Consider the following 10,912-nt stretch of genomic DNA (forward strand, 5'->3'; position numbering starts at 1 on the left):
CTGAAGCGGGGACCCTCCGAAGGAGGGCGGTGCAGTTGCGGTCGCCTTCTTTTGCTTACTTTTCTTGGCGAGACAAGAAAAGTGAGCGGCTGCCGGGCCGCCCCCGGCGCGTTCTTCCGACCGGAGAGAGAAAGTAATTAAGCTAGAGCGCAGGAAAGCAATCCGTGCAGACTGCCCCAAACCGCAAAATCAACACCGAAAAAAATACCGCCCAAAGGAGAAAACCCAAGGGCGGCACAGAATAATTCCAAAAAGGAATAAATCAGCGCTCCGAAAATGGATGCGTCTTCTTCCAATGTTCAGCGATATCGATGCGCCGGCAGATCCAGACTTTGTCATGTGACTGCACATAATCCAGGAAGCGTTGCAGGGCGCGGAACCGCCCAGGCCGCCCAAGCAAGCGGCAATGCATCCCGATGGACAGCATCTTCGGCGCCTCTTCACCCTCTTCATAGAGCACGTCGAAGCTATCTTTCAGGTACTGGTAGAAGTGCTCGCTGGTATTGAACCCCTGCGGCGTAGCAAACCGCATGTCATTGGAATCCAACGTGTAAGGCACCACCAGATGCGGCGCCTTCACCCCATCGCTGGTCTCCACTTCAGTCCAGAACGGCAGATCATCCCCGTAGTAATCGGAGTCATAGGCAAAGCCCCCATGCTCCACCACCAGCTGCCGCGTATTGGGCGAATCCCGCCCCGTATACCAGCCCAGCGGCGCGCTCCCGGTGAGCTCACGGAAAATCTGCACCGCCTCCCGCATATGCGCCCGCTCGGTCTCGATATCCATGTTCTGGTAATGAATCCACTTCAAGCCATGGCAAGCGATCTCATGCCCCAATTCCTGGAATGCCTGGGTCACATCAGGCGAACGCTGCAAGGCCGTGGCTACGCCAAAGATCGTCATCGGCAACCCGCGCTTCTCGAACTCGCGCAGGATGCGCCACACCCCCACCCGCGACCCATATTCGTAAATCGATTCCATCGACATGTGACGCGCCGGATAAGCCGCCGCCCCCACGATCTCGGAAAGGAATTGCTCCGACGCAGGATCGCCATGCAAGACGCAATTCTCGCCGCCTTCTTCATAATTGAGCACGAATTGCAAAGCCACCCGCGCCTGGCCAGGCCAGCGCGCGTGCGGCGGATTGCGGCCGTAGCCGGCCAGGTCGCGAGGGTAAGTTTGTTGCTGTGACATAAGTTCTTCGTTTGGCTGTCAAGAAAGGAAATCGCAGCGCCCGACCACAGCGCCGCAGGAAAAATCACACACGTGCAAAACCGCTGAGCAATCCATGATAAGCCTTGGGCAAGGGCCGCGCCCATTCACCCCCCTTGGCCGTGCCCAGCCCCAGTGCCACCAGCGACTCCGCCAGCTTGACCGCGGCGGTCACGCCATCGATCACCGGCGCACCAATGTCGCGGCCAATGGCCGCACACAGGTCGGCCATGCCCGCGCAGCCCAGCACGATGGCCTCGGCCCCGTCCTCGGCCAGCGCCCGCCGGCACTCCTCGGTAATGCGCGCCCGCGCATCGGACGCCGGATTCTCCAGCTCCAGCACCGCAATCTCGCAGGCGCGCACGTTACGGCAAAAACGCTGCATGCCGTAACGCTCGGCCAGGTGCCAGGCCATGCCGCTGGTGCGCGCCAACGTGGTCACCACCGAAAAGGAGGGCGCGACCAGGCTGGCCATGTGCATCGCCGCTTCAGCAATCCCGATCACCGGCCCCCGCGCCAACTCACGCGCCGCCGACAAGCCAGGATCACCGAAACAGGCAATCACGTAGGCATCCACGCCCTCGCGCTCACCCTGCTCGATTTCCTGCAGCAGCCCCGGCACGGCCAGCGCCTCGTCATAGTGGCTCTCGATCGAGGCCGGTCCCATCTGCGGACTCACGCCCGTGATCTCGGTGCCGGGGGCCGCCACCTGGCGGGCACAGGCCGTCATGGCCTCGGTCATGCTCATGGTGGTGTTGGGATTGATCAGCTTGATGCGCATGCTTGTTCCTTGATGCAATGAAGTCCAGGTCGGCGATGCTCAGCGCTTGCGCGCGAACATCAGGTAAAACACCGCGCCTAGCGCCGCACCGATGAACCAGGAGAAGTCCGCCGCTTTGCGCAGCTGCGGCAGCATCACGCAGGCCACGCAGACGGCAGCGGCCAGCACCAGCGCCTTGACCGCATCACGGTTGACGCCATTGGTGTACCAGTAACGGCCATCGGGACGCATGGTGTAGAGATCATCGACCTTCACCTGGCGCTGCTTGACCAGGTAGTAGTCCGACAGCAGGATGCCGTACAGCGGGCCAATGAAGCCCCCCAGCACATCGAGCGTGTAATGGATCACTTCCGGATTGCCGAACAGGTTCCAGGGCGTGATGAAGATCGAGGCCGTGGCCGCGATCATGCCGCCGGCGCGCCAGCTGATGCGGCTGGGCGAGAGGTTGGAGAAATCGAAGGCGGCCGAGACGAAGTTGGCCACGATGTTGATGCCGATGGTGGCCGTCAGGAAGGTCAGCGCGCCGATCACCGCAGCCGTGGTGCTGTCGATGCGCGAGACGGTTTCCACCGGGTCGGTGATCAGCTCGCCAAACACGGCGATGGTGGCAGAAGTCGTCACCACCGTGACTATCGAGAAGGCCAGGAAGTTGACCGGCAGGCCCCAGAAGTTGCCGCGCTTCACATCGGCGAAAGTATGGCAGTAGCGGGAGAAGTCGCCGAAGTTGAGCATCGGCCCGGAGAAGTAGGACACCACCAGCGAGATCGCCGTGATCATCACCGAGACCGCCGCCCAGCCGCTGTACTTGATCTCGCCCAGGTTGAGGCCCACGTTCTGCCAGCCAGCCTTGTAGATCATCCAGCCCGCCAGGATGAACATGACCACATAGACCGCCGGACCGGCAAAGTCGATGAACTTCTTGATGGTCTCCATGCCGTTCCAGAACACCAGCGCCTGCAACACCCACAGCAGCAGGAAGCCACCCCAGCCCAGCGTGGAGAGGCCGGCGAAGGAGTGCACGTGGACATCGGCATAAGGCTTCAATTCCGGGAAGAACTTCAGCACCACGACCACGAAGGCGGCCGAGGCCAGGTAGGTCTGGATGCCGTACCAGGCCACCGCGATCAGGCCGCGGATCATGGCGGGGACGTTGGCACCCAGCACGCCAAAGGACAGGCGGCTCATCACCGGATAGGGCACGCCGTGTGCCTGGCTCGGACGCGCCACCAGGTTGCAGAGCAGGTAGACGATGCTGATGCCGATCAGCAGCGAGATCAGCACCTGCCAGCTGGTCAGGCCCAGGGCGAACAGGCTGCCGGCAAACACGTAGCCGCCCACGCTGTGCACGTCGGACATCCAGAAGGCAAAGATGTTGTAGGAACCCCAGGTCTGTTTCTTCAGCGGGGCAAGGTCTTCATTGGTCAGGCGCGCATCGTCGGCGCCGGCGATATAGGCGCCGGGTGCAGCAGAGGGGGAAGCGTCGGTAGTCATGGCCGGTCTCCATCAAAGAGAAAGGTGGGGTGAAACGAATCACGCCCGGCCGCAGCCGGGCTGTTCAACGGACTTCCTGCATGCTCTTGTCGGCATGGTGGTGGTCACACGGTCGGTATTGCATTTGGCCGCGCGACGTGGCCCTGTTTGTTTCTCACTTCCTTTTTCCATCTTCCTGATCCTCCCTGGCGGGAAAATCAGGGTGTGCGCGCCGGCCCGTGGGTCACAGTCCCTTGCCGAGCACGGCACGCAGATCGAACTGGTCATCCGCATCCGGCCGTACCCGGTCCTCGCACAAATGCAAGTGATGTGCCATATGCGACTGGGCAGCGGCGACATCGCCTTTTTCCAGCGCTTCCAGCACGGTCTCGTGTTCATCGAAGGAGCAGGCGTTGTGACCCGGCGCCTCCGTCTTGGCGATCATCAGCGTGGTGCGCGAGACCAGCTTGCGCAAGGTGTCCACCAATAGCGCATTGCCGGTCAGCTCCGCCAGCGCCAGGTGGAACTGGGCGGAAAGCCGGATCCAGCGCGGCCGGTCACCGTTCAGGTAGCAATCCCGCTCTTCCTCCACCATGCGCCGCAAGCCGGCGATCTGGCGCGTCCCCGCCTCGCGCCCGACCTTCTCCAGCACCGCATGTTCGAGGATGTTGCGCAACTCGAACATGTCGCGCACCTCGGCATGCGAAGGGCTGGCGATGAAGGCGCCCCGGTTGGCTTCCAGGTCCACCATCCCCTCCGAGGCCAGGCGCGAGAGCACCTTGCGCACCGTGTGGCGGGCCGTGTCGTAGATCTGGCACAGGGTCTGCTCGGTCAGCTTGGTACGCGGCGGCAGGCGGTGCTCCATGATCGCGTCATAGATGTCCTGGTACATCCTCTCCTCGACCGCTCCCGTGCTTTCGCGCTCGCGCGCACTGGCGCGGGCCGGGGCGGCAGGGGGGCGTGCGGTTTTGCTGGCTTTGTTCATGATGCTCATGCTCTGGCTGGAATGACTGTCTGGAAGGTCTTGCCGGTCAACAACGAGGCGCATGGATCGTCAACAATCTGAAAATGGATTTGCAACAAAACGGGGCTCATTCTGCACCAAAAAGAATGCCCTGTGACCCTCTTTGGGTCACTGTCTGCGCGACTTTCGATGCTGCGGCGCAGCGCCGACGGGGCAAATTTCCCTTGTGAACAATGGTGTACCGCGTGCTGCATGGCGTAATCTTTATTCCAGAAATTGTTGTCAATCCGTGCGTACGATTGCGGCAAAAACGGGTGGTCAATGGTGTCGGTGGCACGCTGCAAAAGACGGGCCGGACCGTCGCCAATCCCCTGTCACGGCTATGCAAGAAGCGTGCTTGACCGCAGGGGATATGAAAAGAAAACGCCCGGCACGGGGCCGGGCGCGGTGTGGCGGGCTGCGGCGGGCTCAGTGGCTGGCGGCGTACTGTTCCAGCTCCTGGTGCAGGGTGGCCTTGTCTTCGTCAGACAGGAAGCAGGCATCGATGCCATTGCGCGCCAGCTGCAGCACCTGCTCGCGCGAGAGGTTCAGCGAGCGGGCGACGGCGTGGTAGTTGGCGTTCATGTAGCCGCCGAAGTAGGCCGGGTCGTCGGAGTTGACGGTCACGGCCAGGCCGGCATCGAGCAGGCGCGCCAGGTTGTGCTCGGCCATGTCCTTGACCACGCACAGCTTCAGGTTGGACAGGGGGCAGACCGTCAGCGGGGTGCGCTGTTGCGCCAGGCGCTGCATCAGGGCCGGATCTTCCTCGCTGCGCACGCCGTGGTCGATGCGTTCGACGTGCAGCACGTCGAGGGCGCCGATCACGTAGGCCGCCGGACCTTCTTCACCGGCGTGGGCCACCAGGCGGAAGCCCAGTTCGCGGCAGCGCGCGTAGACGCGTTCGAACTTCTCCGGCGGGTTGCCGCGTTCGGAGGAATCCAGGCCGATGCCCAGCCACAGGTCGGCGTACTGCTCGCGCAGCGGCAGTGCCGCTTCCAGGGTGGCAAAGGCGTCCTCTTCCGAGAGGTGGCGCAGGAAGGACATGATCATCACGCTGCCGAAGCCATCGCGGCGGCGCGCATCGCGCAGGGCGGCGGCAATGCCGGCGAATACGGTGGCGATGGGAATGCCGCGCTCGGTGTGGGTTTGCGGATCGAAGAAGATCTCGGCATGGCGCACATTGTCGGCTTGCGCGCGGGCAATGTAGGCCGCGGTCATGTCGTAGAAATCCTGTTCGGTGCGCAGCACGTTGGCGCCGGCGTAGTAGAGATCGAGGAAGGACTGCAGGTCGCTGAAGTTGTAGGCCGCGCGCAGGTCGTCGACCGAGGCGTAGGGCAGGGCGACGTTGTTGCGCTGGGCCAGGGCGAACATCAGTTCGGGTTCCAGCGTGCCTTCGATGTGCAGGTGCAGCTCGGTTTTGGGCAGGCCGGCGATGAAACCGTCCAGCGCGGCGCCGGTAGCGGAAGAAGAAATGACAGCTGAGCTCATGGAAACGACCCTTCAAAAATGGCTGGAACAGGGAAGGCAGGCGCGGGTTGAGACCCGATGGAGCCGCGCGACACCTCGCCGCGCCAGCATAGCCGCCTTCCGGACCCCGCATTATCACGCAAATCGCATACCCGGCTCCACAAAGGTAAAGGCCGGTATGCCGCTGAACCAAAGCGGCCGCACGGGCTCTGAGCAGCAGCATGGCTGGCTCCCGCCGGGCGGGACTTTGACGAAGATGCAAGGAATTCTCGCCAGCACCGGGCAAGACATGTTTAAATGCTAAGCTTCTTGGGGGAAACGAATGCGCAAGTCGATCAGGGAAAGCATGCAGTGGATCGTGGGTGGCACGGTGCTGGTGGCCATGTCGGGATGTTCGGTGATGCCGTGGACGGAAGCCGAGGACCCCACGGTAGTCCCTTACAAGACCATTCTCAGCGGTTCCTACCAGGGTTTCCTGAAGAACTGGGATGAGCAGCGTCAGCCGGTCTTCTGTGCCCTGATCCGCAGCCGCGCCGAGTGGGACCGCTGGATGCAGCCGGCCCCGGTGATGAACGACAAGCGTCCCTTCGGCCCCTCGGCTGATCATTTCGAGCGCAAGCAATACCTGGTGGTCGCGCGCAGCATGAGCGCCCCGGATGCGGCCGAGCGCCCCCATGTCTTCACGCCCTTGTCGCTGCGTCTGCGCGACGGCACCCTGCGCCTGAACTATCTCTATCGCGCACCGGCTTCCGGTGCTTCGTATCGCATCAAGGATTACCTGATGGTGGCCATTCCCAAGGAAAGGTTCACGACGGGGCCGGTGGTGTTTTATGAGAATGACCGGAAGGTGTGTGAAGTCGACCGGTAACGCTCAGGCTGGCCGCATCGCCAGCGACATCCGTGCAGGACATGAATGAAAAAGCCGAAGGCGAGCACCTTCGGCTTTTTCTTTTCTGACTCAGGCTGACACGTGACGGCTTCAAGCCCCCTGCGTCATCCCAATGAACTGCTGCAATTCCGGCGTCTTGGGATTGCCGAACAATTCCTCCGGCGGTCCGATCTCATGCACCTTGCCCTGGTGCATGAACACCAGCCGGTTGCAGACTTCGCGCGCAAAGCGCATCTCGTGCGTCACCATCAACAGCGTCATGCCTTCCTTGGCCAGGCCGCGCATGACGGTCAGTACTTCGTTGACCAGTTCCGGATCCAGCGCCGAGGTGATCTCGTCACACAGCAGGGCTTGCGGATTCATCGACAGCGCGCGGGCAATGGCCACGCGCTGCTGCTGGCCGCCGGAGAGTTGGTCCGGAAATGCATCGAACTTGTGGCCCAGCCCGACCTTCTCCAGGTTGGCCTTGGCGGTGGCCATCGCCTCGGCTTCGCTCGTGCCCTTGACGATCATCGGTGCAATCATCACGTTGCGGCCCACCGAAAGATGCGGGAACAGGTTGAACTGCTGGAAGATCATGCCGACCTTCAACCGCAGGTTGCGCAGCTCCAGTTCGCTGGCACCCAGCTTGGCGCCGGCTACGCTGATGTTGCCTTCGTCGATGCTCTCCAGGCCGTTGATACAGCGCAGCAGCGTGGACTTGCCCGAGCCGCTCTTGCCGATGATGGCGATCACTTCACCCGGTTCGACGTCCAGGCTGATGCCCTTGAGGACTTCGTTGTCGCCGAAGCGTTTCTTGACGTTGTCAATGGCGATGAGCGGCATTGTATTTCCTTTCTAAAGACTGGCTGTACTTGGACAGCGGCCAGCAAAGCACGAAGTAGAAGGCGCCCACGATGGCAAACACCGTGAAGGGGCGGAAGGTGGCATTGGTGATGACGGTGCCGGCCTTGGACAATTCGATGAAGCCGATGATGGAGGTCACCGCAGTGGACTTGATGATCTGTACGCCAAATCCCACCGTCGGTGCAATCGCAATACGGAAAGCCTGCGGCAGCACGATGTAGCGCATCTGCTGGAAGTAGCCCATGGCCAGTACCGATGAGGCTTCCCACTGCCCCTTGGGAATGGCTTCCACGCAGCCGCGCCAGATCTCGGCGAGATACGACGCGCTCCAGCACATCAGTGCCAGTCCGGCTGCCAGCCAGGCCGGCACTTCGATACCGAACAGCGCAATGCCGAAGAAGACCAGGAACAGCTGCATCAGCAGCGGCGTGCCCTGGAACAGTTCGATGTAGAGCCGTGCGACTTGCCGCAGCCAGTTCTGGCGCGAGGTGCGCATGAAGAGGATGACCAGGCCCAGCGCGCCGCCGAGCACGAAGGTGACCAGCGACAGCAGGATGGTCCAGCGCCACGCCAGCATCAGGTTGCGGACGATGTCCCAGGTAGTGAACGTGATCATGCGGTCCTCCGGGCGGTGATGAAGTAGTTGCCGATCAGGCGCAGCAACTGGCGGAGCAGGATGGCCAGTACCAGGTAGATGGCGGTGGCGACGATGTAGGCTTCGAAGGCGCGGAAGTTGCGGCCCTGGATGTAGTTGGCCGCGAAGGACAATTCTTCCACCGCGATCTGCGAACACACCGCCGAGCCCAGCATGACGATGACCACCTGCGAAGACAATGCCGGCCAAATTTTCTGCAGCGCCGGACGCAGGATGATGTGGCGGAAGATCTGCCCGCGCGACATCGACAGCGATTGCGCCGCCTCGATCTGCCCGCGCGGAATCGCCTGCACGCCGGCGCGGATGATCTCGGTGCTGTAGGCGCCCAGGTTGATCACCATGGCCAGGATGGCCGCCGTGATTTCACTGATGTGGATGTTCAGCGAAGGCAGGCCGAAGAAGATGAAGAACAGCTGCACCAGGAAGGGCGTGTTGCGGATGATCTCCACATAGCCGCTGACGATGGGTTTGAGCCAGCCCGGCCCCTGTGTGCGCGCCCAGGCACCAAAGATGCCCACGGCCACGCCCAGCACGCCGCCGATGGCGATGAGCTCGGCGGTGGTCGCCACACCCTTGACGATGACGTCGGTGTAGTCGAGCGTGGAAAGAAAATCGAATTGATAAGCCATGATGTCGTGTCTGCCCTGCCTCGAAAATGCTGCGTTTGCCGGGTTGTCCGCCTGCCTGCTGCCGGGGTGAAACTGTATTGCTGCTGTATTGCTGCTGTATTGGTGCTCTCTGGCGACCGTATTGCCGTCGCCTTGTGGACTGTACTGGTGCGTTCCCGCAACTGTCATGCCGCACACCACGAGGGTGTGCGGTCACTCCAGCAAATTACAGGCCAGCCGGCAGCGGCAGGCCCAGCCACTTCTGGGAGATGGTGTTGAGGCTGCCGTCCTTCTTGGCATCGGCTAGGATGGCGTCGACCTTGTCCTGCAGCTTCTTCTCACCCTTGTTCAGGCCGATGAAGCAAGGCGAATCCTTGATCAGGAACTTGGTCTCGGGCTTCTTGGGCGGGTTCTTGGCGATGATGGCGGCGGCCACCACGTTGCCGGTGGCGACCAGTTGCACCTGACCGGAGAGGAAGGAGCTGATGGTGCTGTTGTTGTCTTCGTAGCGCTTCACGGTCGCCGAGGCCGGCACGATCTTGGTCAGTTCCAGGTCTTCCACCGAACCACGGGTCACCGCAATGGTCTTGCCTGCCAGGTCGGCGGCGCTCTTGACCGGCAGGTCGGCCGGGCCGAACACGCCGTTGAAGAAGGGCGCATAGGCGGCGCTGAAGTCGATCACTTTTTCACGCTCGGCGTTCTTGCCCATGCTGGAGATGACCAGGTCGACCTTCTTGGTGGTCAGGTAGGGAATGCGGTTGGCGCTGGAGACCGGGATCAGTTCGACCTTCACGCCCATCTTCTTGGCGATCAGGTTGGCCACGTCGATATCGAAACCCTGGGGCTTGAGGTCGCTGTCGACCGAGCCGAAGGGCGGGAAGTCGGCCGGGACGGCCACGCGCAGCGTGCCGTTCTTCTGGATATCGTCCAGGGCGTCGGCGCGGGCAGCCGAAGCGGAGAACATCATGGCGCCGGCCATCAGGCCGAGCAGGAGTTTGGTCAGTTTCATAGCAGTTTCCCTTGGGTTGACGTCATTGACTACGTTGATGAGAGGCCTGTTGTGCAGCTCAAGGCCCTTTGCTTTGCTGGCGTGGCGGCCCGGTCTCGCTCGCGGCCCCCGGCCGCGATACCGATGCCAGTGCCTGTCGCAGCGGTTCCAGCGGATCGCTGCTGCGCACCTGGGTGAGCCCTGATTCCACATGTTGCAGGTGGTCCTGCATCAGTTGCTCTGCCTGTTCCAGATCGCCGCGCTCCAGCGCCTCGACGATCAATACATGTTCCGAACACGAATCCTCCGCCTGCTCCGACGACTGGTGCAGCATGGCCGTCAAGGTGGTGCGTGCGGTCAGGTCGCGCAGCGTTTCCGACAGCAGCGAGTTGCCCAGGCATTCGCACAGGCAGACATGGAAATCCCCCAGCAGGTAGCTGCGTGCCCCCACATCGGCCCCGGCGATGGCCGCCTCTTCGCGGGCGATGTGGTCGCGCAGCTGGCCGATGGCCTGCGTGCTGATCGGCCGCACCCGCGCCTGGCGCAACAGCCCCAGCTCGATCACGCGGCGTGCCTCGAAGGCTTCGCGCGCCTGTTCGGCGGTAGGCTCGATGACGAACCAGCCGCGCCGCGCACTGACGGTGACGATGCCGCGCGCCATCAGCCGGGTCAGCGCTTCGCGCACCTGGGTGCGCGAGACGCTGAACAGGTCGGCCAGCTGCTGTTCGCCCAACCGGGTCCCCGGCGCCAGTTGCTTGGCGAGGATGGCCTCGGTGATGCGGACCGCAATCTGCGACGACGACTTGGCGGAAGGATCGATGCTCATGTCCTCTCCTCAGCAAGTTGTGTGCCACGCTGATATACAAGATTGGCATACAACAACCCGCGACGATTATTGGCGGCCAGGCGCCGCTGTGGCAAGGGTTTGCGACCGGTGTCGCAGTACGGTCACGACCGCGGGAGGGGCGGTGATGCGGCGCAAAACGGGTGAA

Annotated in this window: 11 protein-coding genes; 1 reads left to right on the forward strand and 10 read right to left on the reverse strand. The window is 62.5% G+C overall.

What is annotated here, in order from left to right:
* Nucleotides 1-262 precede the first annotated feature (262 nt).
* The 5 genes from puuE to FYB76_RS25210 all read right to left on the reverse strand — a co-directional run bounded on the left by puuE (nucleotide 263) and on the right by FYB76_RS25210 (nucleotide 5,955).
* On the reverse strand, nucleotides 263-1,195 hold the full coding sequence (gene puuE, locus FYB76_RS25190) for an allantoinase PuuE (RefSeq protein ID WP_088755045.1): 933 nt from the start codon (nucleotides 1,193-1,195) through the stop codon (nucleotides 263-265).
* A gap of 64 nt (nucleotides 1,196-1,259) precedes the next feature.
* Nucleotides 1,260-1,994 carry an aspartate/glutamate racemase family protein gene (locus FYB76_RS25195; RefSeq protein WP_088755044.1) on the reverse strand — a complete coding sequence of 245 codons (735 nt, stop codon included), beginning with the start codon at nucleotides 1,992-1,994 and terminating at the stop codon, nucleotides 1,260-1,262.
* Nucleotides 1,995-2,033: 39 nt separating this feature from the next.
* Nucleotides 2,034-3,485 (reverse strand): NCS1 family nucleobase:cation symporter-1, encoded by a 1,452-nt coding sequence (locus FYB76_RS25200; RefSeq protein ID WP_154135439.1) that lies wholly within the window; start codon nucleotides 3,483-3,485, stop codon nucleotides 2,034-2,036.
* A gap of 223 nt (nucleotides 3,486-3,708) precedes the next feature.
* Nucleotides 3,709-4,449, reverse strand: coding sequence for a GntR family transcriptional regulator (locus FYB76_RS25205; RefSeq protein ID WP_088755042.1), 741 nt, complete (start codon nucleotides 4,447-4,449; stop codon nucleotides 3,709-3,711).
* Nucleotides 4,450-4,896: 447 nt separating this feature from the next.
* Nucleotides 4,897-5,955 carry an adenosine deaminase gene (locus tag FYB76_RS25210; protein WP_088755041.1) on the reverse strand — a complete coding sequence of 353 codons (1,059 nt, stop codon included), beginning with the start codon at nucleotides 5,953-5,955 and terminating at the stop codon, nucleotides 4,897-4,899.
* Between the two features lie 301 nt (nucleotides 5,956-6,256).
* On the opposite strand from FYB76_RS25210, the gene FYB76_RS25215 reads away from it, so the two are divergent.
* A complete protein-coding gene (locus FYB76_RS25215) occupies nucleotides 6,257-6,802 on the forward strand; it encodes a hypothetical protein (protein WP_154135440.1) in 546 nt (181 codons plus the stop codon).
* A 111-nt stretch (nucleotides 6,803-6,913) separates the two neighbouring features.
* On the opposite strand, the gene FYB76_RS25220 is transcribed toward FYB76_RS25215, so the two are convergent.
* The 5 genes from FYB76_RS25220 to FYB76_RS25240 all read right to left on the reverse strand — a co-directional run bounded on the left by FYB76_RS25220 (nucleotide 6,914) and on the right by FYB76_RS25240 (nucleotide 10,746).
* Nucleotides 6,914-7,648, reverse strand: coding sequence for an amino acid ABC transporter ATP-binding protein (locus tag FYB76_RS25220; RefSeq protein ID WP_088755038.1), 735 nt, complete (start codon nucleotides 7,646-7,648; stop codon nucleotides 6,914-6,916).
* On the reverse strand, nucleotides 7,629-8,285 hold the full coding sequence (locus FYB76_RS25225; protein WP_154135441.1) for an amino acid ABC transporter permease: 657 nt from the start codon (nucleotides 8,283-8,285) through the stop codon (nucleotides 7,629-7,631). Before FYB76_RS25225 ends, FYB76_RS25220 begins: the two co-directional genes overlap by 20 nt.
* Nucleotides 8,282-8,953, reverse strand: coding sequence for an amino acid ABC transporter permease (locus FYB76_RS25230; RefSeq protein WP_088755036.1), 672 nt, complete (start codon nucleotides 8,951-8,953; stop codon nucleotides 8,282-8,284). Before FYB76_RS25230 ends, FYB76_RS25225 begins: the two co-directional genes overlap by 4 nt.
* 205 nt (nucleotides 8,954-9,158) lie before the next feature.
* Entirely contained in the window at nucleotides 9,159-9,941 is a 783-nt protein-coding gene (locus FYB76_RS25235) for a transporter substrate-binding domain-containing protein (RefSeq protein ID WP_088755035.1), read from the reverse strand.
* Between the two features lie 58 nt (nucleotides 9,942-9,999).
* Complete coding sequence (locus FYB76_RS25240) at nucleotides 10,000-10,746, reverse strand: GntR family transcriptional regulator (RefSeq protein ID WP_088755034.1); 747 nt, start codon at nucleotides 10,744-10,746, stop codon at nucleotides 10,000-10,002.
* Nucleotides 10,747-10,912: the final 166 nt, after the last annotated feature.

The organism is Herbaspirillum sp. CAH-3 (assembly GCF_009668275.1).
Taxonomy (GTDB): Bacteria; Pseudomonadota; Gammaproteobacteria; order Burkholderiales; family Burkholderiaceae_D; genus Herbaspirillum; species Herbaspirillum aquaticum.

Coding starts and splice junctions, on each gene's coding strand:
- FYB76_RS25210 (WP_088755041.1), bottom strand. CDS start 5,955: ATGAGCTCAGCTGTCATTTCTTCTTCCGCTACCGGCGCCGCGCTGGAC.
- puuE (WP_088755045.1), bottom strand. CDS start 1,195: ATGTCACAGCAACAAACTTACCCTCGCGACCTGGCCGGCTACGGCCGC.
- FYB76_RS25215 (WP_154135440.1), top strand. CDS start 6,257: ATGCGCAAGTCGATCAGGGAAAGCATGCAGTGGATCGTGGGTGGCACG.
- FYB76_RS25235 (WP_088755035.1), bottom strand. CDS start 9,941: ATGAAACTGACCAAACTCCTGCTCGGCCTGATGGCCGGCGCCATGATG.
- FYB76_RS25205 (WP_088755042.1), bottom strand. CDS start 4,449: ATGAACAAAGCCAGCAAAACCGCACGCCCCCCTGCCGCCCCGGCCCGC.
- FYB76_RS25220 (WP_088755038.1), bottom strand. CDS start 7,648: ATGCCGCTCATCGCCATTGACAACGTCAAGAAACGCTTCGGCGACAAC.
- FYB76_RS25225 (WP_154135441.1), bottom strand. CDS start 8,285: ATGATCACGTTCACTACCTGGGACATCGTCCGCAACCTGATGCTGGCG.
- FYB76_RS25230 (WP_088755036.1), bottom strand. CDS start 8,953: ATGGCTTATCAATTCGATTTTCTTTCCACGCTCGACTACACCGACGTC.
- FYB76_RS25240 (WP_088755034.1), bottom strand. CDS start 10,746: ATGAGCATCGATCCTTCCGCCAAGTCGTCGTCGCAGATTGCGGTCCGC.
- FYB76_RS25200 (WP_154135439.1), bottom strand. CDS start 3,485: ATGACTACCGACGCTTCCCCCTCTGCTGCACCCGGCGCCTATATCGCC.
- FYB76_RS25195 (WP_088755044.1), bottom strand. CDS start 1,994: ATGCGCATCAAGCTGATCAATCCCAACACCACCATGAGCATGACCGAG.